Annotated in this window: 19 protein-coding genes and 1 pseudogene; 8 read left to right on the top strand and 12 right to left on the bottom strand. The window is 45.5% G+C overall.

Going from position 1 to position 23,494, the window contains the following annotated elements:
* Window positions 1-32 precede the first annotated feature (32 nt).
* Together glmS and psaC are read right to left on the bottom strand one after the other, a co-directional pair.
* Window positions 33-1,955 carry a glutamine--fructose-6-phosphate transaminase (isomerizing) gene (gene glmS, locus OSC7112_RS11080; protein WP_015175987.1) on the bottom strand — a complete coding sequence of 641 codons (1,923 nt, stop codon included), beginning with the start codon at window positions 1,953-1,955 and terminating at the stop codon, window positions 33-35.
* 160 nt (window positions 1,956-2,115) lie between these two features.
* The gene (gene psaC, locus OSC7112_RS11075; protein WP_015175986.1) at window positions 2,116-2,361 is read right to left on the bottom strand and encodes a photosystem I iron-sulfur center protein PsaC; all 246 of its coding nucleotides are present in this window, start codon (window positions 2,359-2,361) and stop codon (window positions 2,116-2,118) included.
* Between the two features lie 701 nt (window positions 2,362-3,062).
* Here psaC and OSC7112_RS39585 point away from each other — a divergent pair.
* Window positions 3,063-3,287: a hypothetical protein gene (locus tag OSC7112_RS39585; RefSeq protein WP_190274365.1), complete on the top strand. Its 225-nt coding sequence runs from the start codon at window positions 3,063-3,065 to the stop codon at window positions 3,285-3,287.
* Window positions 3,288-3,404: 117 nt separating this feature from the next.
* Here the strand turns inward: OSC7112_RS39585 and OSC7112_RS11070 are convergent, their stop codons facing one another.
* Both OSC7112_RS11070 and OSC7112_RS11060 read right to left on the bottom strand, forming a co-directional pair.
* Window positions 3,405-4,616 carry a chloride channel protein gene (locus tag OSC7112_RS11070; protein WP_015175984.1) on the bottom strand — a complete coding sequence of 404 codons (1,212 nt, stop codon included), beginning with the start codon at window positions 4,614-4,616 and terminating at the stop codon, window positions 3,405-3,407.
* A gap of 341 nt (window positions 4,617-4,957) precedes the next feature.
* Window positions 4,958-5,863 (bottom strand): CoB--CoM heterodisulfide reductase iron-sulfur subunit B family protein, encoded by a 906-nt coding sequence (locus OSC7112_RS11060; RefSeq protein ID WP_015175982.1) that lies wholly within the window; start codon window positions 5,861-5,863, stop codon window positions 4,958-4,960.
* Between the two features lie 385 nt (window positions 5,864-6,248).
* On the opposite strand from OSC7112_RS11060, the gene acpP reads away from it, so the two are divergent.
* The 4 genes from acpP (at window position 6,249) to OSC7112_RS11040 (ending at window position 9,799) form a co-directional block, all read left to right on the top strand.
* Entirely contained in the window at window positions 6,249-6,506 is a 258-nt protein-coding gene (gene acpP, locus OSC7112_RS11055) for an acyl carrier protein (protein WP_015175981.1), read from the top strand.
* Window positions 6,507-6,603: 97 nt separating this feature from the next.
* Entirely contained in the window at window positions 6,604-7,857 is a 1,254-nt protein-coding gene (fabF, locus tag OSC7112_RS11050) for a beta-ketoacyl-ACP synthase II (protein WP_015175980.1), read from the top strand.
* 107 nt (window positions 7,858-7,964) lie between these two features.
* The gene (locus tag OSC7112_RS11045) at window positions 7,965-9,269 is read left to right on the top strand and encodes an AAA family ATPase (protein ID WP_015175979.1); all 1,305 of its coding nucleotides are present in this window, start codon (window positions 7,965-7,967) and stop codon (window positions 9,267-9,269) included.
* A complete protein-coding gene (locus OSC7112_RS11040; protein WP_015175978.1) occupies window positions 9,257-9,799 on the top strand; it encodes a hypothetical protein in 543 nt (180 codons plus the stop codon). The genes OSC7112_RS11045 and OSC7112_RS11040 overlap by 13 nt, the downstream gene beginning before the upstream one ends.
* Here OSC7112_RS11040 and OSC7112_RS36985 read toward each other — a convergent pair whose 3' ends face one another.
* The 3 genes from OSC7112_RS36985 to psbA form a co-directional block, all read right to left on the bottom strand.
* Complete coding sequence (locus OSC7112_RS36985) at window positions 9,800-10,411, bottom strand: transposase (RefSeq protein ID WP_223300650.1); 612 nt, start codon at window positions 10,409-10,411, stop codon at window positions 9,800-9,802.
* Window positions 10,312-10,671, bottom strand: coding sequence for an IS630 transposase-related protein (locus tag OSC7112_RS40920; RefSeq protein WP_041622479.1), 360 nt, complete (start codon window positions 10,669-10,671; stop codon window positions 10,312-10,314). The genes OSC7112_RS36985 and OSC7112_RS40920 overlap by 100 nt, the downstream gene beginning before the upstream one ends.
* A 393-nt stretch (window positions 10,672-11,064) precedes the next feature.
* Window positions 11,065-12,147 carry a photosystem II reaction center subunit D1 gene (psbA, locus tag OSC7112_RS11025; protein ID WP_015175976.1) on the bottom strand — a complete coding sequence of 361 codons (1,083 nt, stop codon included), beginning with the start codon at window positions 12,145-12,147 and terminating at the stop codon, window positions 11,065-11,067.
* 616 nt (window positions 12,148-12,763) lie between these two features.
* On the opposite strand from psbA, the pseudogene OSC7112_RS11020 reads away from it, so the two are divergent.
* Window positions 12,764-14,119: pseudogene (locus OSC7112_RS11020) on the top strand (IS701 family transposase).
* Window positions 14,120-14,352: 233 nt separating this feature from the next.
* Here the strand turns inward: OSC7112_RS11020 and OSC7112_RS11015 are convergent.
* The 5 genes from OSC7112_RS11015 to metK form a co-directional block, all read right to left on the bottom strand.
* Window positions 14,353-16,317, bottom strand: a complete 1,965-nt coding sequence (locus tag OSC7112_RS11015; protein ID WP_223300810.1) for a sensor histidine kinase — start codon at window positions 16,315-16,317, stop codon at window positions 14,353-14,355.
* 154 nt (window positions 16,318-16,471) lie between these two features.
* Window positions 16,472-16,801, bottom strand: a complete 330-nt coding sequence (locus OSC7112_RS11010) for a hypothetical protein (protein ID WP_041622478.1) — start codon at window positions 16,799-16,801, stop codon at window positions 16,472-16,474.
* An 88-nt stretch (window positions 16,802-16,889) separates the two neighbouring features.
* Complete coding sequence (locus tag OSC7112_RS11005) at window positions 16,890-18,806, bottom strand: HEAT repeat domain-containing protein (protein ID WP_015175974.1); 1,917 nt, start codon at window positions 18,804-18,806, stop codon at window positions 16,890-16,892.
* 559 nt (window positions 18,807-19,365) lie between these two features.
* On the bottom strand, window positions 19,366-20,541 hold the full coding sequence (locus tag OSC7112_RS11000) for a glycoside hydrolase family 10-like protein (RefSeq protein WP_015175973.1): 1,176 nt from the start codon (window positions 20,539-20,541) through the stop codon (window positions 19,366-19,368).
* Between the two features lie 211 nt (window positions 20,542-20,752).
* On the bottom strand, window positions 20,753-22,015 hold the full coding sequence (gene metK, locus OSC7112_RS10995) for a methionine adenosyltransferase (protein WP_015175972.1): 1,263 nt from the start codon (window positions 22,013-22,015) through the stop codon (window positions 20,753-20,755).
* A gap of 303 nt (window positions 22,016-22,318) precedes the next feature.
* Between metK and OSC7112_RS10990 the strand changes: the two genes are divergently transcribed.
* Entirely contained in the window at window positions 22,319-22,660 is a 342-nt protein-coding gene (locus tag OSC7112_RS10990) for an AAA-like domain-containing protein (protein WP_041622477.1), read from the top strand.
* Window positions 22,661-22,773: 113 nt separating this feature from the next.
* The gene (locus tag OSC7112_RS38050; protein ID WP_150111654.1) at window positions 22,774-22,899 is read left to right on the top strand and encodes a transposase; all 126 of its coding nucleotides are present in this window, start codon (window positions 22,774-22,776) and stop codon (window positions 22,897-22,899) included.
* The last annotated feature ends 595 nt before the right edge of the window (window positions 22,900-23,494 follow it).

Here is a 23,494-nt window from a genome sequence, read left to right as displayed (position 1 = left end):
AATGACTAATGGCTACGGACTAATGACTTCCTTTATTCCACCGTCACCGACTTCGCCAAATTGCGAGGCTGATCCACATCCAAACCCCGACGCGCCGCAATGTGATAAGCCAACAATTGCAGCGGAATCACTGTCACAATCGGCGACAACAATTCATCCACCAAAGGCACGGGCAAAACGCAGTCAAAAATATCGGCTTCCGCCACACCTTGCTTCGGCGTGACACCAATTAAACGGGCGTCGCGGGCCTTGGCTTCCTGAGCGTTGGAAAGCACTTTTTCGTAGACGCTTCCGGGCATCGCGATCGCCACTACAGGCACTTTCGCGTCCAAAAGGGCGATCGGGCCGTGTTTCATCTCTCCCGCCGGATATCCTTCGGCGTGAATGTAGCTAATTTCCTTCAGTTTCAGCGCCCCTTCCAAAGCAATCGGAAAGTTAATTCCCCGCCCCAAAAAGATAAAATCTTGGGTGTCTGTAAACTGGTGGGACAATTCCTCCACATACTGTTCTTGAATCTCCAAAAACTTCTCAATTTCTGCCGGCAACTGGCGCAAACCAGTAATAATTTCTGCCAATCTCTCCGTGCTGATTGTTTGCCGCTGGTGCGCCAAATCCAAAGCTAAGAAATAGAATGCCATCAACTGAGTGACAAAAGTTTTAGTTGCAGCAACGCCGACTTCTATACCAGCGTGGGTGTTGATTACCTGCGGCATCATGTGGGCGATCGAACTTTCAGTCCTGTTAGTAATGCCTAACATTCTCGCCCGGAATTTATCAGTAAAACCCGCGCGGCGCTGCTGTTCCATTCCCAAAGCAGCCAGCGTGTCCGCCGTTTCTCCCGACTGTGTTACCCCAATAGTTAAAGTATTTGCTGTCAGCGGTGCCGGTGCGTAGCGGTACTCAGAAGCGTACTGCACCGCAGTGGGAATATTAGCTAATTGTTCCAACAAATATTTGCCAATTAGCGAGGCGTGCCAGCTCGTTCCGCAGGCGAGAATCGAAATTTGTTCGACATCGGCGCAAAGCTCCTTGGGCAAGTTGAGATTGATGGGAGAGCGCGGATTTTCCGGCTGCCAATCGCTGTCTAAATAAGCCTCCAAACAAGCTCGGACTACCGCTGGCTGTTCGTAAATCTCCTTGTGCATGAAGTGTTTGAAGCCTTGTTTTTCGACTAAAACCGGACTCCAACCAAGGATGCGCGGGATTTTTTTCAGCCTTTCCCCTGCAAAGCTGTAAACTTCGACTCCCATCGGAGTTAGCCTTGCCAATTCGCCATTTTCTAAGGACAAAACAGTGCGGGTGTGAGATACTAAGGCCGGCGTGTCGGAAGCGCAGAAAAATTCACCAGCACCAAACCCAATCACCAAAGGAGCTTGCTGTCTGGCGACAATTATTTCGTCGGGAAAATCAGCGCAAATAACGGCGATCGCAAAAGCTCCCTCTAATTTATTTACCGCCTTTAAAACAGTTTCCAAAAACGATAAATCAGCAACTTTCTCGGCTTTTTTATCTTTTTCTTCTTCCTTCTCCCTTCTTGCTTCTTTCAAAAATTCAGCTATTAAATGAGGAATAACTTCTGTATCGGTATCCGAGACAAATTTATGTCCCTTCGCTTTCAATTCTTTCCGCAACTCGCGATAATTTTCGACAATTCCATTTTGAACTACCGCAATTCGCCCGCTATTATCCATGTGAGGGTGAGCGTTATATTCTTCAGGCTTGCCGTGAGTTGCCCAGCGGGTGTGTCCGATGCCGATGGGAGCCGGAGAGTCTATCTCTGCTAGCTTTTCCCGGAGGTTGTGCAATTTGCCCTTGGCTCGGATGCAGGTAATTTCTCCTTCCGAGATGGTAGCGAGGCCCGCTGAATCGTAGCCCCGGTATTCTAGTTTCTCCAATCCTGCTAGCAAAATCTCGCTTGCTGCTTGCGTGCCGATATAGCCAACGATTCCGCACATCTAACGTACTACTCCTGCTTAGCGATCGCAATAAAACTCAAGTTTTATCATTTTTACCTTCTTCCGGCCCCAGAATGCAGATTCCGCGACAAAAAAAGAGGGGGCGATTAAATCGCCCCCTCTTTTTTGCCCGTAATTCGATCGGCGTGCCGATCGGTATTTAGTAGGCTAGACCCATACTGCGAGTGGTTTCTGCTCCCAGGTAAACCCGGATGCTCAGAAAATCGGTCGGGCAAGCAGTTTCGCACCGCTTGCAGCCTACACAGTCTTCGGTGCGGGGAGATGAGGCAATCTGAGCTGCTTTGCAGCCATCCCAGGGCACCATCTCCAAAACGTCAGTCGGACAAGCGCGGACGCATTGAGTGCAGCCGATGCAAGTATCGTAAATTTTGACTGAATGAGACATTGAATATAGGCTCCCAACGAGTCACTAAAAATTTGCTGCCTCTGCGAGTGAACAGATTTGACGGCGAGGTGACACCGCTATAGCCTGCACAGAGAATTAAAGGTTAGTCTACCGCAGTGCCTGGAAGCACTTCGCGAAAAAGCGACAAAACTTCACAGTTATTCACCCTGAGAGTCTTATAGAACCCTTTTGGGATCTATTCATTCGCCAACCGTTTGAGCATCAGCCTGATGAAATACAAATTGAGTTTAGCAGTAGGATTGGTGAGAGTGGGCTCAAAGTTCACAGGCGAAACTCTTAGAGCATTACATCGAAGCGTTTGACAATCAAGCATCCAGGATACAAGCCCCCGGATTCATCCGTCCAGAAATAAAAAACGTGTATCCGATGAAACTTGCCGAACGTATTTATCTCGCGCAAGTCAATGCTTCAATCGAAAATCTAAAATCTCAAATCTAAAATCGATTGACCGTTCAATCACGATCGCGAGTTGCCACCACGACAAATCCTGTTTTCCCCTGTAGTGCCATTTTTTCGGCTTTCGTTAGTTTCCGTGCCACTTTAAACCGGATCTGGGTCATAATCTGGGGATCGAGTTTTTACTTTCTCTGCGATGAGCCGCTCCGGGTGATACCCCTTGCCCTTGGAGAATGATCGTCTTAGGAATATTGACGGGCCCGAGTGTGAAAATAATCGAGGTTGTGACTCAACATTTCAATCAAGCCACAGTCATCGGACACACTGGCTTTTGTGCAATGGATCTGAGATATTGCACCATTATCGATAACCCTTCTCTGGGCGGGCTCTCCTGCCCACCCCACAAGAAAATGCACTTGTTGTGGAACAGGCCCGAAAGCCTGTTCTTAAGAATGGTGCAAGATGTGAGATCGATCGAAAACGGCAGTCTGACTGGTGTCAACGGCTAGATGTTGTTTGATGCCATTGGTGCATTTGTAATGGCAGAAGCCTTGAGACTCGACACTCGCAAAATGCACGTATTTTTCGCCGCTACACGGAGGTATTAGAGGATTTCTAGCCGTTTGTCAATCAATTTTACGCTGTGAGCTAATGAAGGGAGATCGGGGAGCCAAGAAGAAGCCCACCAGACTAGCGAAGAGAATCGGTGTAAAAGTGCTGAATCCTGTCAACTTAGCGAGTAGCAGAGTTGTACTAATTGGAGTTCGAGTAACTGTTGAATTCAGAGCAGCCATTACACAAATCATTGCCAAAGTCTCGTTGGATGCGGGATTAATGATAGCAATTGCCTTTCCTAAACAGGCTCCTATAAAAAACAGCGGGATGATAATTCCCCCCCGCCAGCCTCCATTTACGGTCGTACTAATGGCAAACACTTTAGCAATAACTAAAGTTAAGATCAATCCCAAAGAAAAGTTTCCCTCAACAATTTTTTCAATTTGATGTTCGCCAAAGAAACGAGTGAGCGGAAAAAAAGCTGATAAAACACCAAGTCCTAGCCCAGCTAAAGTAGTGCGTACATAAATGGGACTGGGTATCGAATCAAACAAGCGACCTACACTGCGAAATACAGCGATAAAAAGCCACCCCACGATCGCACCTACGATTCCATAAGCAATCGCTGCGCCAAAGTCATAAAGGCTGTCCACATTGTATTGAGGAAAATGCCAGGTAGGACCAATTCCTAGCTTGGTAATTGCTACAAAGATGGTGTAACTTGCACAACTTGCCACGACTGCAGGCAATATTGCTTCAAAATACTCCACAACATTCTGATGATGCAGAATTTCTAAAGCAAAAAAAGTACCACCCAAGGGAGCGCCGAACAAAACTGTAAAACCAGATGCCATGCCAGCAATACTCAAACTTCGCAGTGCCTCTCCGCGCAATTGAAAGCGATCGGCTAACCACGTACCAATTGAACCTGTGACTTGCACCATTGGTGCTTCTGGGCCAGCACTGCCTCCACTTGCAATACTGATTAGCGACGACAGAATCATCGAAGGATTCTCGTTCATTGGTAACCGCCCACCATTGAGATGAATATTGTCAATAATCAACCCTATTTCGCCAGGATTTCCCAGCCAATGAATGAGCAAACCGATGAGCAAACCCGCAAGCGGCATGATGATTAGTAGAGAAAGTCCACTAAAATATTCAAATCCCACCATCATGTAAGACAAAAATATCCAATAACTTGCACCAAACAAACCACAAATGATTCCTAGCATTGCCCATAGGAATACCGAACGTGTGAGATTTACTGGGTTTCGTTTCATTGCTTATTCCTTGTCCCTAACTAGGCAGTTAGGAAGTCTTAAAAACTATTTTGTATAATAGTATACTGTTTTTTGGGTCTGTATCTTCTATTGACTCAAAAATGTATGAGCCCGATCGAGCTTTCGGCTCGCGGGCTCTGTATAATTCCGATCTAACCGGATTTGATTTGAGAAAAAACTCAAGTCTTTATGCCAATTTCCCAAAGTTGTGCAACTGTTGTAAGGACTTGTTGTTTGATATTTTGGCTTTTAGCAAGGATTTGGGTGAACTAGCCCCTATACCCACTGTTGCAAACTTTTTGATAATTAGGGCTTACTACACACCCGCGCCAATCGATCGACTAAAAGCCTAATTTTTCTAACACGGGCTTAGTTGACACAATATGCCGATCGAGTCCTAGTTTTTTCGGTTCCACACCCAAAGCCAAAGCCACCAACTGCGGTAAATGCAGCACAGGCAAACCCAACTTGCGCCCGATTACTTTTTCCACCTCCGGCTGGCGCGAATCCAAATTCAAGTGACAAAGCGGACAAGGCGTTACCATACAATCAGCGCCATTGTCAAGAGCATCTTGAATATGTTTGCCTGCCATCCCAAAAGATTGGTTAGTGGCATAACTCGCCAACGGCCAGCCGCAGCACTGCGTCCGACCTCGATAGTAAACCGGAGTTGCCCCGATCGCCCGAAATACATTTTCCATCGATTCCGGTTGGTGCGGGTCATCGTAAAGCAGCTTATCCTGAGCTCGCAGCAGGTAGCACCCGTAAAAAGACGCGCACTTCAAACCGGAAAGCTTGCGGGTGACTCGCTTCTGCACTTCGTCGAGTCCGTAATCTGCAACGATCGCCCACAGCAGATGTTTCACCTCGGTACTGCCTTGATAAGGCGAACAGCCTTGTTTTTTGAGTAAACCGTTGACTTTTTCTATGTAGTTGGGATCGGTTTTCTGAGATTCCTTGAGGCGATCGTCCACATGACCGATTACCCCTTGACAAGTGCTGCAATGTGTCAGCAAAGGCAGATTCAGTTCCTCAGCCAAAGCAATATTGCGAGCGTTGACAGTATCTTCGAGTAACTGCGAATCTTCTTTGAAAGTGCCAGAACCGCAGCAGGAAGCTTTTTTGAGTTCCACCAGTTCAATCCCCAACGCTTGAGTTAGCGCCATTGTAGACAAGTAAAGTTCGCGGGCCGCCCCTTGGGCAACGCAACCGGGAAAGTAAGCATATCTGAGAGTTTGGGATGGCATAGTCGTTTCTGCTGGGGACACAAGGTTCGGGAAAAGAAACTTGAGCGATCGAAGTCGGGAGGCTTCCTGCTTAGTTTTCCCTCTTTATAATTAACGTATCACCGCCTACCTAGGAGCCCACTGTCACCTTTTCTCAAGGATTTTGAGTTGATGACAGACGCACCATGAACCCAAAATTCCGGTTCCTCAACTTGATCGGGTGGCTAAACGAGATGATTGATTTTGGGCTATTGGGGTTTTTTTGCCTTAGCCCTAGAGTTGCTGCGATCGTCCGTGTCCCAATTGTCGCTGGCCCGTGTCACTTAGAAAAGCGGCCAGCCTTTCTCCTGCAGATCCCCCTTTCGGATAAGATTAGATACGCAGCAACCAATGAGGACACGATGTTATGAGCCAAGACGACATTTTTGCTAGAGTCCAGAAAATTGTGAAAGAGCAACTGGAAGTCGAGAATCTGAGCGATGTCAAGCCCGAATCCAACTTTGCTAACGATTTAGGAGCAGATTCCTTAGATACAGTAGAGCTGGTAATGGCGTTGGAAGAAGAGTTTGATATTGAAATTCCCGACGAAGCAGCCGAAGGAATTACTACGGTTCAAGCTTGTGTAGATTACATCAACAAGGAACTTGCAGCTCCAAAAGCATAAAATACCTGTCTTTTCCCCTAAGAGGAGAGAAGTTAGAAAACTGGAAACTCCTCTTTTGTTCTGCGTTCTGGGTGTTTAATTTTTTGAAACTGAAATCATGACAAATTTAGAGCGTAAGCGCGTTGTTATCACGGGTCTCGGCGCGATTACACCGATCGGCAATACCTTGTCCGAGTATTGGGACGGGTTGCTTGCCGGGAAGAATGGTATAGGCCCGATCACCTTATTCGACCCGTCGCGGCACGACTGCCGCTTTGCCGCAGAGGTGAAGGGTTTCGACCCACACGACTATTTAGAGCGCAAGGAAGCAAAGCGGATGGATCGCTTTGCTCAATTTGGGGTATCAGCGAGCAAACAAGCTGTTGCTGATGCGAAGTTTGAGATTAACGACCTGAACGCAGAACAGGTGGGTGTCATTCTTGGCACTGGCATTGGTGGCCTGAAGGTTTTGGAAGACCAGCAAGAGATTTATCTGAATCGCGGTCCCGATAGATGCAGCCCGTTTATGATTCCCATGATGATTGCAAATATGGCCGCGGGCCTGACGGCGATTCAAACGGGCGCTAAGGGGCCAAACTCTTGCACGGTGACGGCATGCGCTGCCGGGTCAAATGCCGTGGGCGATGCGTTTCGCCTAGTTCAGGGGGGTTACGCGCAAGCCATGATTTGCGGCGGTACCGAAGCTGCGGTGACACCTTTGTGCGTGGCTGGTTTTGCTGCGGCGAGGGCGCTTTCAACTCGCAACGATGACCCGACTCATGCTTGCCGTCCGTTCGATCGCGATCGTGATGGTTTTGTCGTCGGCGAAGGTGCTGGCATTCTGATTCTAGAAGAAATGGAACACGCTCTGGCGCGCGGCGCAAAGATTTACGCAGAAATCGTCGGCTACGGTTTAACTTGCGATGCGTATCACATGACTTCTCCGGTACCGGGGGGGAACGGTGCGTCGCGGGCGATGGCTTTAGCGCTCAAGGATGCGGGTTTGACGCCGGATCGAGTGAGCTATATCAACGCTCACGGCACGAGCACGCTTCCCAACGATTCTACGGAAACGAAAGCGATTAAAAAGACCTTGGGAGACCACGCTTACAAAGTAGCAATTAGTTCTACCAAGTCGATGACCGGCCATCTTTTGGGCGGTTCTGGGGGAATTGAGGCGGTGGCGACGGTAATGGCGATCGCCAACGACAAAATTCCGCCGACAATCAATCTGGAAAATCCAGATCCCGAGTGCGATTTGGATTATGTTCCTCATACAAGCCGCGATCTAAAAGTTGATGTGGCGCTGTCGAATTCCTTTGGATTTGGGGGCCACAACGTGACTCTGGCATTCAAGAAGTTTGTTCAGTAACAGCTAATCCAAAATCGAGAGTTAAAAGGTAAAAAAATATTTTTTTACCTTTGTAGGGTAGGCATCTTGCCTACCCTAACTTTCTAAAGTATCACCGGAGCGATCGTATGAATCAACCCATTATTCGATTTTTGACAACCAAGAATTATAAAAATCTGCACTTAGATCCATCTGTAAATTTAAACAACCTTAATATATTTATCGGCTCAAACGGTTCAGGCAAAAGCAATTTCATCAGTTGTTTGAATTTTTTAAAAGATTGCCTAATAGCTATTCCCGACGCAAATCGGGACATGAGTAGTTTTGAGGATGCTGTTGCTAAAATTGGTGGTGGTAGAATTTTAGATGTCAATATTGAAAGTCCAGCAAAGGTCAGTATAGCTTGCTGTTTTTCGCAAATTAACCAAACTGGTAATCCTCAAAAAGACAGCGCAATTCTTGATTTCAAACTTTATACCGATCGACAAAACGTAAGGGCGAGTATCTCTGAAGAATATCTGTATGACGGAGAAGATTTGCAGGAAAATTACAGCAGGCAACCTTTCTATTACTATAAATTGCATAACAGAGAATTAGGGCAAGGAGTTTTATCTGTTTACAAGTCTCCCGGTCAAGTGTCAACTCAGTTTGAACCTTTAGATAACATTCCTACAAATTCTTTTGGTTTGTTGACAATTCCGACACTGCTTGAAAATAGTAAATTAGCACCAGAAAATACACCTGTTTACAAAATTAGAAGAGAATTAATTGAATTTATTTCAAAATGGCAATTTTATAATGCCAATAACATGAATTTGAATTTAATTAGAACCGAAGAGCCTAAAATAGGTGGAAGTGATATTTACCTATCTGCATCTGGAGATAATCTGGCCTTAGTTTTGGATAATTTAAGCCAAAAAAATATCGACTTTGAAGATAGCCTGAACGAGGCGATGAAATCGATATTACCAAAAACTCGTCGCATTAGACCTGTACGTTCTGGTCGCCTATCTCTCACTGTAGAATGGTATTTTGAAGATATCAAAGAAGTATTTTACCTTAATGAAATGTCAGATGGAACTGTGAGGATGCTTTGTTGGGCAACTATATTACATTCTCCACTTCTTCCTTCTTTGATAGTTATGGATGAACCGGAATTAGGATTGCACGTATCGTGGATGCCAATTTTAGCTGAGTGGATTAAAAAAGCTGCCACCAGAACTCAGATAATTATTACCACACATAGTCCCGACCTTTTAGATCACTTTACCGATCGTTTAGAGAATGTTCTTTGTTTTTATCCCGAAAACAGAACGTATTTCTCAGTCAAATCTCTTTCAAAAGAACTGCTGAAGCCAAAACTTGAAGAGGGATGGCAATTGGGCGACTTATACCGTGTTGGCGATCCAAGTATTGGAGGATGGCCGTGGTAGTGTGGGTTTTCTCTGGAGGCGGTGAGGCTGAGGTTAGAGGATTCTTTCCTTTTTTAGAAAAAACTTTTCCGGGCTGTAGATTTGAACGAAAAACACCAGTTCGTCAAAAACCCGGCCCTAAAGCTAATAAAGCAGGTAGTTATGGAAGAACAGGTCAAAGCTTAATCGAGCAAATAAAGCAAGAATTACCGATCGCCTTAAAAGCGGAAGCAAATAAATGCGACCTGATTTTAGTTTTTGACGATTTGGATTGCCGCGATTCTCAGACACAAAAATCAAAAATATTGGCAGAGTTATCAAAAATACCAGAATGTGCTGACATCGAAAAATTTGTTGGGTTTGCCGCGCCGGAAATCGAAGCTTGGATTATTGCTGATTGGAATAATTCAATAGCTAAACATTCAGATTTGAGAAGCAGACATAAACGTATGTGTTGGTGGCTGAGTACAGAAAAAAAAGTTTCTTTTGAGAATCCCGAATCATTTAGTGAATACGATCCTCAAAGAGATTGCTGTCGAGAAAAACTATAGTCATTTCAAATAAGTATGAGACACTCTTTCTGCACAATAAGCACGAATAACTTCATCAAGAGATGTGCCAGGAGACGCATACATTTTAGCTCTCTTTAATGCACTAAAATCATGCTCAATATCATTTAAGTCAGGAGAGTATTTTGGTAAAAAAAGTATCTGATGGCCTGCTTCCTCCACCAGGAGCCTAATTGCTGTCTTACGATGAATCGGTGCATTATCCATGATTAATATTGATGGTATTGTTAAAGATGGCAATAAATATAAAGCTAACCACCCTTCAAAACTTTCTGCATTCAAGCTCCCTGTAAAGACCATAGGTGCAATCAAGTCCTTGTTGCCTTTTCTTCTTCCTGCTACTAAATTTTCTCTTTTTCCGCGTTTTCCTTGTCTCTCCCCATATACTTTTCTCCCTTTTTTTGACCACGCATAAACACAAGCATGAAACTCTTCAAACCCTGACTCATCAATAAATACAAGGCTTTTACTCCCATGAACTTTAATTAAAGTTCTCAGTGTTTGGTAGTATTGTATTCTTTCTTCTCTATTCCTTTCTCTATAACGAAATTCTTTTTTTTTATCGTAATTTTCATTTTCTTTAAGGCATAGCATATGGCACTCGCTCTCACCCCGAATTTCCTTGCTCTTTCTATTAATCTTGCTTCGGGATTTTCTTCTACATCTTTTCTGAGCATTTCCCAGTCTATCTTTCGCTCACGGTGTTCTACCTTAGTGGCTCGAAGGTCTTCCCTCCCTAGCCATCTGTATATTGTTGCTCTTCCTACTTTAAACAGGGCGGCGGCTTTGGTTATACCCCCTCCATTTTCCACATAATCCACTACTCTTTTTCTTAAATCTAGACTGTATGCCATTTTTCGGCTCCGAGTTAACAATTTTTCTTGATTTTACATCATCTTGCATTTGTCTCACATTTATTTGAAATGACTATATCAGAAGCTTTAATTGAGTCAAGTGTTCAAGATGAGGTCGATCGCGATAAAGCACGCTTTTCTAAAGGAGATCATACTCCTTTGCTATTGAGGGAAATCGATCCAAATGAAGTCCAGAAAAAATGTCCCTTATTTCGCGAACTCTATAACTATCTCAATAATTTTTGTCGTTGTCCATAAAGGGTCAGATAAAAATTTATTGAGGTAAACTGTAAGCCAACTTTTGCCAAGCATTAGTAGTGTTAAATTAGATTTTCCCCAAACAAAAAGCGCCCCTATTTCTAGGAGCGCTTTTTGCTAATCAAAAGCTAAAACTTAGCCGTTGATAGAAGGAGCAACCAAAGCTACTGGAGTGACTTCACTAGCAGCCAAGTCGAGAGGGAAGTTGTGAGCGTTGCGCTCGTGCATTACTTCCATACCCAAGTTAGCGCGGTTGATGACATCAGCCCAAGTATTGATGACGCGACCTTGAGAGTCGATAATCGATTGGTTGAAGTTGAAACCGTTCAAGTTGAACGCCATCGTGGAGATACCCAAAGCGGTAAACCAGATGCCGACTACCGGCCATGCACCTAACAAGAAGTGCAAGGAACGGCTGTTGTTGAAGGAAGCGTATTGGAAAATCAAACGACCGAAGTAGCCGTGGGCTGCAACGATGTTGTAGGTTTCTTCTTCTTGACCGAATTTGTAACCGTAGTTTTGCGATTCGGTTTCGGTGGTTTCGCGAACCAAGCTAGAGGTAACTAGAGAACCGTGCATGGCGGAGAACAAGCTACCACCGAAGACACCAGCTACTCCCAACATGTGGAAGGGGTGCATCAGGATGTTGTGCTCGGCTTGGAACACGATCATGAAGTTGAATGTGCCGGAGATTCCCAAGGGCATACCGTCAGAGAAGCTGCCTTGTCCGATGGGGTAGATCAAGAATACTGCGGTGGCTGCTGCTACTGGTGCAGAGTAAGCGACGCAGATCCAAGGGCGCATTCCCAAGCGGTAGGACAGTTCCCATTCGCGACCCATGTAGCAAAATACACCGATCAGGAAGTGGAAGATTACCAATTGGTAAGGGCCGCCGTTGTACAGCCACTCATCGAGGGAAGCTGCTTCCCAGATGGGGTAGAAGTGCAAGCCGATGGCGTTGGATGAGGGGACAACTGCACCTGTGATGATGTTGTTGCCGTACATTAAGGAACCTGCTACTGGTTCGCGGATGCCGTCGATGTCCACTGGTGGGGCAGCGATGAAGGCGATGACGTAGCAGATGGTGGCGCTGAGCAGGGTGGGAATCATCAAGACGCCGAACCAACCTACATAGATGCGGTTGTCGGTGGATGTTACCCACTCGCAGAAGCGTTCCCAGACGTTGGCGCTAGAGCGCTGCTGTAAGGTCGTTGTCATGGTTTTATGATTGCGTATGAATTTGTCAATGTTCGGATGATGTTTATATTATTACGCCTATCGTTAAGGTTTGTAAAGGGGTGTGGCGACAGTTAAACTGATGCGGGCAATAAGCTGAGGTTATGTTGAGCCTGGGGTATCGGTATTGGGCGTTATTGACTGTCCGCTTTGCTCTCAATGACTTGGTGAATCTGGGGCGGCACATCAGACAAGAAGTTCAGCCCCGTCTCGCGCTCCACCTGACGCACCGATACTCGAAAGCTTTTCCATCCCCTGCCTTTGACGCTGGCATCGTTGGGCATTATCGGGACTTAAACATAAAATACGATAAAAATAGGTTATAATGCTTATATCCTACATTCCGCACTTCTTAACATAGTCAGAAGTGCTTTTACGGAAAACCATTATTCCAGGGCTTTTATCTGCAATTATTTCTCAATAACAATTATTGTACGGGAAATAGATAATGATTCTTTATAAAAAGCAATATAGTTTAATAATGCTGTAAGTCTTACTGAGTAAAGCTTACAGCAATTTTTGATATAATTCATCAGAATAATATTAAGAAGTGCGGAATGTGGGTTATATAGCAAGCATATAACGTTAAAAATGACCGATGAAAGAGACAAGCCCTGCCGCGATGCCCCCCTGCTTCGATAGATGGTGTCAAAGATTTGACGATATTTTTCGTCATCTTGACCCAACAACGAGAGTTTAGGAACTATTTAGGGGGATTATTGGGAGCTCGGGAACGAAAAAAACTGTCGCAGATGGCAGAAAATGCCTTGGCGAGTAACTTACCACAAATTACATCATTTTTTAACCACAGCGCCTTGGTCATTCAATGAGCTCAATCAACGTCGCCTAGACGTAATAAATCAGTGCAACCAAACCAAGATTAGTCGAGGATTTAGCCTGATAATAGATGGTTCAGGTCACAGAAAAAGTGGTAATTTTACCGACGGTGTAGGCAGACAATACATCGGACAAATCGGAAAAACTGACAATGGGGTAGTAATATTTACAAGTCATCTATATGATGGTAAAAAGAGCCTGCCATTAGATATTGAATTATATAAAAAAGCCTACTCATTACCAGAGGGAAACGAGGACCCTGAATTTAAGAAAAAGCCAGAAATCGCCATAAATTTAATCGACAAAACCTTAGCGAGAGGCTATCAACCAGGAATAGTATTGATGGATGCAGGGTATGGTAATAACACCAGTTTTGTACAAGAATTAGAAAACCGCCAATTAAAATATATCGGAGGAATCGCCAAGAATCGCAAAGTAATAATTCAAAAAACCGAAAATGAAACAGAAGAAATTCGAGTAGACAATTTAACAAAAGCATTGCCTGTAAGCTGTTTAGCATTTAAACTGGGTGATTAAGGCTGAAACCCTTTACAGGCTTAGATAGCCTCGAAAATTTAAATGGTGAACAGCTTAGAGGCTTTCACAAAAATTCAACTCAATTTAGAACAACCGAGAACAGTATGGGTAGCAATTCAACAAGTCGAGTTATCACAATGCACGGGTAAGAAAGTAATAGCCATCGTCATGAATGCAGATACTTTCGAGACCGCCAGTGAAATAGATTATTTGATGAGTAATGTTTACTTATCAAAAGCGACAGAGGAGTGGATAGTAAAAACTTATTCACAAAGAAATTGGGTGGAAGTTTTCTATCGGGAAGCTAAGGGCTGGTTGGGGTTAAAGGAATATCAAGTCAGAGATGAAATCAGCCTGAAAAGACATTTCATTATGGTGTTTTGTGCCTACAATTTCATTCTCTGGCATACCTTAACAGGAGGATTAAGGCGCAAATGGGCAAACAAACCTTTAAACACTTTTAGTGATGCACTCGAAGCATTTCGGACGGCCATATCTTTTAGGGAAAGTGAAATGGTTGAACCAAAATTGGGACGTATTCTCCGCTTATAAAGCCAGTTTAGGCTTTGTTTGGGCTTAAAATTTCTTTAAGTCCCGTTATTTGCACCCCCTGAACGCTTACGATTTTTTTGAGCAAGCTATAAAAGCGATCGTTAATCCAAATCTGCAAGAACCATCTTTAATTCCTCAAATTTAGACCTGAATTCTTACGTGCCCACTAGCCCGACTAAAGCATTTGGACATACAGCCAGAGGTTTGAAACATAAATTTTCGCCCCTCTGCCTACCCTACATCTCTAGCCCCAAAATCACATCACCCGTTTCCTGCCGGTATCCGCACAGTGAAAATAGACCCTTTTCCCTCTTCGCTTTCTAGCAAAATTTCCCCGCCCATCATCTGACAGTAGTAGCGGCTGAGTGTCAGCCCCAACCCGGCGCCGTCGTACTGTCGCGCCGCTGAAGAGTCAGCTTGCACAAAAGCTTCAAACAATTTGTGTTGTTGTTCTTCCGACATTCCAATTCCGGTATCTTTAACCGATAAACAAATCCAATCCGAGTCTTGAACATTCGGCAGGGGACAAGCAATCGCCACAGAATGAGTTTCATCGGCAGCCATTGAATCGTCAATCGCCGATCGCCCTGCTGCATTCAATTTTCCACTTCCTGCAATGCGCCTCACACTCACTTTCACTCTACCGTTTTTGGTGAACTTCGCAGCATTACTCAGCAGATGTATCAAAACCTGGCGCACTTTTTTGAAATCTGCGTGCATTATGCCCACAGTTCGATCGCACTCAATCTCCAAAACATTGCCATTTTTCTCTACCAACGGTTTCGCGGCACTCGCCACATTATCAACCAGGGATTCGATGTCAAACTCCTGGATTTCGAGTTTCATACTCCCCGCTTCAATTTTTGACAAATCAAGGATATCGTTAATCAAAGATAGCAGATGCGCCCCTGCTTTTTCAATCTTCTGCAAATCGGCTACAAACTCATCAAATCCCGCATCCTGGGCATCTTCTGAAAGTAGTTGACTGTAGCCGATAATCGCATTTAAAGGCGTCCGCAATTCGTGGCTCATATTTGCTAAAAACTGGCTTTTAGCAGTGTTAGCTGCGACGGCGACTTCCTTAGCTTGTTCTAATTCTTTTGTATGTCCCGAAACCCGCTCGATTAGGTGATTGAGAGAGGCAGCCAGAGAGCCGATTTCGCCTTGTCCGGTGACGGGCGCTCGCAACTCAAAATTAGACTCAGCGGCTACTTGTTGGGCCACCTGAGTGACGCTGATAACAGGTTTGGCGATCGCCCGACTGGTGCGGTAAGCCACCATTCCAGCCACCACTACCGACAGCAGCATACTAATAATAATTATGGTTTTTTCCATTCCTTGGGCGTCTTCCATCACTTCACCGCCTTCGCCCTCTTGCTGCTGGGCAATCTCCAGGATTTTGCTCAATTCCTCAAGGCTGCTGTTGAGCTGTTTTACACCTTCTCCGCTTTCGATTGCGAGCAATTTTCTGGCCGACTCTATCTCGCGAGGCGATAGTTGCGATTGCTGTATTTTCTGCAAAGTTGACTTGAGAGTATCGGCGTAGGCTTCTAAATTTTTCGTGCAATCTTGGAGTAAAAACTTGAGAACTTCCGGTTTTGCTGCCAGCCAAGCGGGTTGGCTGTCGGCAAATTTTTCTATACGCAACCGCAGATTTTTTGCCTGAACAATACTCTTAACCAACTGCTCTTCTTGCTGTTTGATCTCGATCGAATTATCTACAAAAGAATCTAGCTGTGAACCCTGCAATTGGGCCGCCAGCGCTGCATCTTTAAAATTGCCGAGCAATTGTGCTTGTAGGTGAGCATCATTGAGTTGTTTTAATCCTTGTCCTTGGTAGTAATCGGCAATCACCAGTCCGCTCAGCGAACCCAAAAATGCGATTCCTATTGCCAGCAAATACCCGTAGCCAATTTTTTTATGGATAGGCAAACCCCCTATTTTAGAGGGTAAACTTTGGCTGACTCTCAAGGATATTTTTTTGACAAAATCCTGGCTGTTTTTTTTTGTCTTCACGGTTTCTCCAGAAGCCACTTCTCCGGAAATTAAAACTGGCATCTGTTTACCTAAATTGGTATTTTTTGGGTTAACATTTCGCGTTTTCACCTTTTTTTTCTGCGGGTTAAATGGTTCTAAGTCTGGATTCAATTCCCCCTGGTCTTCCCAAACGGCAACCGAGAAACTTGCTTCGTGTCCTGTTTTTTTTAGCAAGTTAATTTTTGACATATGCAACCCCTGTTTTCTGTTAAAATCTACCACGCTCTTAATTTCTCCAAACGGAAAAGCTTGTCTATTTGACCGCAGACATCTGCGAAAAAGCATCTGAAACTCTTGTCGAGTCAGAGGAGAAACTTAAATTCGGTTGATGTCTAATAGATAATTAGGCTGTTGAGGGCTGTTGCCAAATTACTTTTTCGACTCGTAAAAGTCTGCAGCAGGCAAAAAATAAAAACTTATCCCCGCAGTGAGTTATCCCTGCGTGGAGTTTTACAGGCAGAAAATTCTCTCTGACCTGTTTTGCCTGTGAGTAGCCCAAAGCTGATATTGTCTGTTGACAATGCACCCGATTCCTCAGCTTTGGAGTTTGGCTGCCAGCAATGCGACGATTGCTTGACGGTTTTTGTTGAGCATCCGACAACTTTTTAGCACAGAATGTCACAAATGCAGCAGCCGATCGAACTTTTGCACCCTGGCGATCGACTTTTGGCATCGTTGCCCCGCAAAGACAAGTCTGAGGTGAAGTGCCGTTAGTTGAGTATAACTGTAGGTCTTACCAAAAGAAACCCGGTTTCTGCGACTCAACTGTTGGCGATTGCGAGTTCTGGAGTGGCAGCGGTCAATTCGATCGCCAGTGCTAGCTTGCCGTCTCTACCCAAAGCTTCATCGGCCAAGTGTACCATCCAGCGATTCGGCTTGGCTTGGGGTCTGGCGGCGAGTACCAAAGCCCAAGCTTCCCGTTCTTTGCCGCGACCCAACAGCGCAGCACACACAGTCAAAGCTGTGGCCGTTGAACGGCCGATCCCACTTTGGCAGCAGATGAGCAAACTGCCTCCCTGCGACGACATTTTGAGGGCGAAGTCAATAATTTTCAGTACATCCTCAAGGGTAGGCAAGATTTGATCTGGGTCGTCAACGGGGGTGTCGAGGTCGTTAAACTCCAGGCACATTCGGTTCGGGATTTGATGAAAAGTTTTGGGTTCGGGAACACCCGGACTGCCGATCGAGATCAGGTATTTAATCTCGCGTCGCGCAGGGCGCTCAACAATGTATTCGCTGGCTTCTACTTGCGAAGCAATCAGGATTTCCGGCAGTTTGCGATCCGAGAAATCTGCTGAGACTGAGGGATCAAAATCAACTGTTTCTGCCTGAGTGCTGACATCCGCCAAGTATTGGGCAGCCAGCGCGCGAACGTCAGCAAATTCCCGATTTAAAGCTGTTTCCAGAGCCAAAATAGCAGCCGTTGAGCCAATTTGACCGAGGGATTTAACAGCCTTTTGGCGCACTCCAGAAGTTTCGTCCCCCAGCAGCCGCGCCAAACCTGCCACAGCTTCCTCTGTCCCAATTTCCCCCAAAGCAGCAGCAACTCTCCACCGCACATAAGATTCGCTGTCGCCAATTGCGCTCGCCAGTCCCGCGACCACCATTTTTGGCAATTTCGCATCTCCCTCTGTATTGATGTTCCCAAGGGCAACCGCCGCCCTGCCGCGCACGAAAATATCTCGATCCGAGAGCGATCGCATGACGGCCACCACAGCCACCTCGCTGCTGATTTCTCCCAAGGCAGAAACTGCACTGCCGCGCACGTCTGAGTCGTCGTGGTTGAGGGCTTGCACCAGCCCGGCCACAGCCGTTTCCGTGCCGATTTGTCCCAAGGCCTCGGCGGCCCTCAAAGAAACTGCATAGGAGTCGGGATCGTCGTGAAGCAATTCTACTAAGCTGGGTACTGCCTCACAATCGCCGATTTTCCCCAAAGCTGCCGCCGCCCTAGCGCGGACGATGTGATTTTCGTCTCTGAGGGCATTCAGCAGCCCGGGAACTAGCTCAGAGACGCCGATTTTCCCGCAGTTGACGGCGGCCCGCCAGCGCACCTCGGAGTCTTGGTGTTTGAGGGCTTTCAGCAGCGCGGGGACGGCTGTTTTCGGGTTAATTTTGCCCAAGGCCCAAACAGCCCAGGCGCGCACCCTGGACTCTGGGTGTTTGATGGCTTTGAGCAGTGCTGCGGCGGCTGGTTTCGAGTCAATTTCTCCTAAAGCCCAAGCGGCCCAAGCTTGGATTTGGGAATCTTTGGATTCGAGCGATCGGGCTAATTCAATTACTGCTGCTTCGGAGCCGATTTTCCCGATCGCTCGAATCCCATCAAGGCGCACTGCACTTTCTTTGTGGTTCAATGCGGCCACCAGCATTGGAATTGCCATATCGGAACTTGTTAGGGCCAACAGTTGAATTTTGAGCAGCGGCGAAGTGGGGATTTTTTCGATTAATTTTATTGTGGCTGTTTGAAATTCTGGCTTTACCGTTCCTGCTAGCTTCGAGCCTAGTTTTAAATTTACTTTTAGAGCTAATTTTACTGCCCGCAAAGCCAGACTTTGCTGTTCTACTTGCGGCAATATAGTCGCCAAGGTTCGCATCCCTTGTTTTTGTTTCAAATATTTTTGATGGAATTGAGCATCGCTGAGCTCGGGTAGCTGTTGGATGAGGCTTGCTGCTGATGTCACTGATTTATCCTAATATTTTGGCGAGCGGTTGATATTGCTCTTTTAAACTGTCTTTAAAAAATATGGCGTCTACAAAACGCTACTTCTAAAAAAAAGCTTGCACCACTTCTAAAATATGTCTTATTCCACTATTTTTGCAACTCCCCAATTATTAATTATCGGGTTTGTTTGGGCGATCGGCTTGACAATTAGTAGCGCTTGCTGCTTGGCATCGTTGGGTTTTTAACTGGCCTAGCTCTGCTATATCATTTTATACTCACATCTTGCACCATTGTCAGCAACAGGCAAAAAGCCGGTTTCACAAGAAAATTCACTCTTCGCTTCACAGGCATCTTGCCTGTTAATCACAGCTTATTGAGAATGGGGCAACATCTTATTTTATACCAACTTGGTTTGAAATAGCGATCGGCGACTGACAATCAAGCATCCAGGATACAAGCCCCCGAATTTATCTCGCGCAAGTCAATACTTCAATTCTTTAATCTAAAATCTCAAATCTAAAATCGCGCAATCGATTGACTGCCGCGAACCGGAAACAGCTTGATTGCGGGACAATCTCTCAACCAGCATAGGGCCCTTTTTTCAAAACCTTAGCCAAAGCGTTATCGTTATCTCGCAAACCTTCGTAAAAAAACATCACTTCTCCTTGAATCCCGCAAGAGCGGTTGTAAGCAATTACTTGCAACAACAGTTCGGGAGTTATGCTATATTTGCTGCCTCGATTCGTCAACAAAATACCGGGCGACACGCACTTTAATTGCTGCCCGCTAAGCTGTCCCCCAATCATTTTATCGACCAATTGTTTGTAAGCATTAAAATCGCGGCGATAAAACTGCGGGTGAAGCAGATCCACCAAATTTTTATCAACCCAAGCTTGAGAATCTTGCAAATATTCCACCAGTCCCCACTCATAAGGACTCGGCGACATCGATAGCAACAAATCAGGATTAATTGCTTTCACTTCTCGGTATAAACGAGCCACAAACTCAGTAATAATATCAGCACGCCACTGCAGCCAATGTTGCTCTTTACAATCCGATGGTGGTGCTCTACCGCACTCTTCTCGATAGCGTTTAACCGTTTTTTCGTCATAACCGCCTTCTACCGGAAACGCAATGCGATCGTCTCCTTGAACGCCGTTTACCGGATAATTCTTAGCAACTTCCAGCATCAACCCCAGCACAAAGTCTTGCACTTCCGGATCGAGAGAATTCATCCAGTCAAAGTTATTTTTCTTAAGTAAATTACCGCTGGCATCGCGGGCAATCCACTCAGGTTTTTTCGCCAGCAAATGACCGCCATTGCGATTGTAAGAACTCACAAATCCGTATTCAAACCAAGGAATAACTTTGAGTCCGGCTCTATTTGCCTCAACAATTAATTCTGCCAAGGGGTCGCGACCTCGATACCGCGCGTCAATTTCCGCCCCAAATTGTTCGCACATAATTTGAGAAGGATAAGCCGTAAAACCCCCGTTCCAAACCACAGGAAAAACGGTATTAAATCCCGTATCGGCGAGAAAGTCCATTGCCTCAGCAATTCGCTCTTTTGATGTGAGAACTTTGCAGTCAGTTGTGGGTATCCAAACGCCGTGAATTCCAGCAGCCTTGTCAGCCGGAAATGAACTTGGCAGCGTTGCTGGATTTGGTGCAGAAAATCCAGTCGCCGCCAACCGCTGTTGGAGGGAAGAGGCAAAACTGCGAATTGCTGATTGGAAAGGTGTGAAAAATCGCATTTATTCATTTATTCTTTTTTTGTTTGAAGGTGGGCACTGCGCCCGCTACGTTATTATTAATTGGTAGCACCCGGTATTATTTATGGATAAAATTGGCAGAATAACACCCAATATTATTTATGAATAAGGTGCGGAGTACGCACCCTATATTGATTGGTAGCACCCGATATTATTTATGGATAAGGTGCGCTGCGCGCACCCCAAAATTATACTATCCAGCTACTCCAGACAACTTCTGGCTCAAAGCTTCTTTCAAAAGTTCCGCCTTATCAGTTTCCTCCCAAGGCAAATCTAAATCAGTGCGTCCGAAGTGACCGTAAGCCGCCACATCTTGATAGAAACGGCCGCCTCTTTCAGCAGGCAAATTCTGCAAGTTAAATGCCTGAATGATTCCCGCAGGACGCAGTTCAAAATGCTGCTTCACAACTTCCAAAAGGCGATCGTCATCAACTTTTCCAGTGCCAAAAGTTTCGATCATCATGCTAACAGGCCGCGCAACGCCGATCGCATAACTCAACTGCACTTCGCACTTTTGGGCCAAACCAGCGGCCACGATATTTTTAGCAACGTAGCGACAAGCATAAGCCGCGCTGCGGTCTACCTTGGTGGGGTCTTTCCCTGAAAAAGCGCCGCCGCCGTGGCGGGAATAGCCGCCGTAGGTATCCACAATAATTTTGCGGCCCGTCAAACCCGAATCTCCTTGAGGCCCGCCGACCACAAATTTGCCGGTAGGGTTGACAAGGAAGCGAGTTTCTGCATCCGGCTGCACGCTAATATCGGCAAACACGGGTTGGACGACTGCAGTCCAAAGGTCTTCTTTGATTTTGGCTTGAACTGCGGCTGTTTCTGTGATGTCGCCGATCGTTTCGGTGTGCTGGGTAGAAATTAAAATCGTATCTATGCCAACAGGTTTGCCGTCCTCGTAAATCACCGTAACTTGGCTTTTGCCGTCGGGACGCAGGTAAGATAACTGACCGGTTTTGCGGACTGCGGCCAGTTGACGGCAAATCCGGTGCGCTAAACTGATCGGCAGAGGCATCAATTCCGGCGTTTCGTTGCAAGCAAAGCCGAACATCAAGCCTTGGTCGCCGGCACCAATGGCGTCTAATTCCTCTTCACTCGATTGTTCCCGGCTTTCGTGGGCTGTATTCACCCCTTGAGCAATATCGGGAGACTGAGAATCAAGAGCTACCAACACTGAGCAACTATTGGCAGAAAACCCGTTGTCAGCGTGGATGTAGCCAATATCGGCTATTTTTTTCCGGGCTAATTCTATGTAATTTACCTGAGCTTTAGTGGTAATTTCGCCCGTCAGCAGCATTAAGCCGGTGTTGACGACTACTTCGGCTGCGACGCGGCTTTTGGGGTCTTCAGTCAGTAAGGCATCTAAAATCGTATCTGAAATTTGATCGCAGATTTTATCGGGATGGCCTTCAGTGACCGATTCAGAGGTAAACAGGTAGCGGCGTGACAATGATTATTTCTCCTTAGATAGGGGCTCTTCCTGCGCGACCTCGACGACCGACGAGTTATTTTTCAGGTAAAAGCCAAGAACGATCGCGTCTGGGCTACCGTCGAATTTTTGTCGGTCTGCAGAGCCGTGTTGAAGCAGGGTTTTGAGATTGGTTAAAGTGACACTACTATAGCAAAGTCAGTTCCGGGAAGTCCCTAAAAACTTAGATTTTGTAGGATTGTCGATCGATCTCGGACACCGCTGGTCTACCCCCTAAGCTGACAAAGGTAAGATACAGTCAGGGTATCGCCTTGTGCAAGGACTATGGCAGGACTCCAAAAATCACCAAACTCGATCCAAACAGTTGCCGACCTAGAATTTCCCGGCGGCCCCATACCGCTTGACTCTCGATTTTATATTGAGCGCTCGGGGGCCGAAGCCCTAGCCTGTGCAGAACTTAGCAAACCCGGAGGTCTTGTTCGCATTAAAGCTGCCCAAAAAATGGGCAAAAGTTCGCTGATGCTGCAGATAATTCACGCGGCAGTCGATCGTGGATACCGCACAGTAACTGTAGACTTTCAGCAAGCCGACGCAGCGGTTTTTGCTAGTTTAGATAAATTTTGGCGCTGGCTTTGTGTCAATGTCGCTCGGCAACTCAAACTCTAAACAAATATTATTGGTTAAAAAATGCACAACTATTTTATAAAAAGAGTGTAGAAACAATCAAAAAATGGTTGGGAGAGATTGGGGGGTATTTTGCATAAAGAACAACTAATGGGATAGTAGAGCGAATTAATACTAAATTCAAGCTATTAAAAAGGTGCGGTGTTGGATTTAGAAATTTGATAAATTTTGAAATACGGGCATTACTTTTTTGGTATTTTCCTAAAAAATTATCACAATAAGTACGGAAGAGCCGTAATTCCTTAGTCTGTTGGTCAACGGGCAATTTAGAAACATTTATATCTGGGAGTGCTGGTGACGTGATGCACCCTGCCTTACTTCCTAGATGCTTCCACTGTCAAGTCTTTCTCTGTTATTTTAACTTTAGTTTACCTATAAAGAGCGATCGCACCCAAGATTTAGACCAAGTTCAAAAACTACACCTTCCGGGAGCGGGCGGTGATATAGCGATTCTCATAAAGATGAGGTATTTACTAATTAATTAACAATTCCTCAATCCTCCAATCTAAAATCTAAAATCTAAAATCTAAAATCTAAACTTGTACCTCATCTATCTGAGAAAGGCTATATGATGTCCGGTCGATTACCCCTAATACGGTAGGGGCTCCCCTCACGAAAAATATCTGCCAATAACTGACAATCTCAAAAACCCGCCCTTTTAATCGCGGTCACTCGATCGGACATGATATGAGTAAGTTTTTCTCTAGTCAATAATTCAGCAATAATTCAAGTATACATTAAGTTATAAACAGGGTAAGCTTCTAGGCTATGATACTAATAAAAGCATTTGTGCATTTGTACCTAAATCATGAAGCC

It is taken from the genome of Oscillatoria nigro-viridis PCC 7112 (assembly GCF_000317475.1).
Classification (GTDB): domain Bacteria; phylum Cyanobacteriota; class Cyanobacteriia; order Cyanobacteriales; family Microcoleaceae; genus Microcoleus; species Microcoleus nigroviridis.
The sequence above is the reverse complement of the archived record's forward strand: the minus strand, read 5'-3'. Positions and strand labels throughout refer to the sequence as shown.

Coding starts and splice junctions, on each gene's coding strand:
- glmS (WP_015175987.1), bottom strand. CDS start 1,955: ATGTGCGGAATCGTTGGCTATATCGGCACGCAAGCAGCAAGCGAGATT.
- psaC (WP_015175986.1), bottom strand. CDS start 2,361: ATGTCTCATTCAGTCAAAATTTACGATACTTGCATCGGCTGCACTCAA.
- OSC7112_RS11070 (WP_015175984.1), bottom strand. CDS start 4,616: ATGAAACGAAACCCAGTAAATCTCACACGTTCGGTATTCCTATGGGCA.
- OSC7112_RS11060 (WP_015175982.1), bottom strand. CDS start 5,863: ATGCCATCCCAAACTCTCAGATATGCTTACTTTCCCGGTTGCGTTGCC.
- acpP (WP_015175981.1), top strand. CDS start 6,249: ATGAGCCAAGACGACATTTTTGCTAGAGTCCAGAAAATTGTGAAAGAG.
- fabF (WP_015175980.1), top strand. CDS start 6,604: ATGACAAATTTAGAGCGTAAGCGCGTTGTTATCACGGGTCTCGGCGCG.
- OSC7112_RS11045 (WP_015175979.1), top strand. CDS start 7,965: ATGAATCAACCCATTATTCGATTTTTGACAACCAAGAATTATAAAAAT.
- OSC7112_RS11040 (WP_015175978.1), top strand. CDS start 9,257: ATGGCCGTGGTAGTGTGGGTTTTCTCTGGAGGCGGTGAGGCTGAGGTT.
- OSC7112_RS36985 (WP_223300650.1), bottom strand. CDS start 10,411: ATGCTATGCCTTAAAGAAAATGAAAATTACGATAAAAAAAAAGAATTT.
- OSC7112_RS40920 (WP_041622479.1), bottom strand. CDS start 10,671: ATGGCATACAGTCTAGATTTAAGAAAAAGAGTAGTGGATTATGTGGAA.
- psbA (WP_015175976.1), bottom strand. CDS start 12,147: ATGACAACGACCTTACAGCAGCGCTCTAGCGCCAACGTCTGGGAACGC.
- OSC7112_RS11015 (WP_223300810.1), bottom strand. CDS start 16,317: ATGTCAAAAATTAACTTGCTAAAAAAAACAGGACACGAAGCAAGTTTC.
- OSC7112_RS11010 (WP_041622478.1), bottom strand. CDS start 16,801: ATGCCAAAAGTCGATCGCCAGGGTGCAAAAGTTCGATCGGCTGCTGCA.
- OSC7112_RS11000 (WP_015175973.1), bottom strand. CDS start 20,541: ATGCGATTTTTCACACCTTTCCAATCAGCAATTCGCAGTTTTGCCTCT.
- OSC7112_RS10990 (WP_041622477.1), top strand. CDS start 22,319: ATGGCAGGACTCCAAAAATCACCAAACTCGATCCAAACAGTTGCCGAC.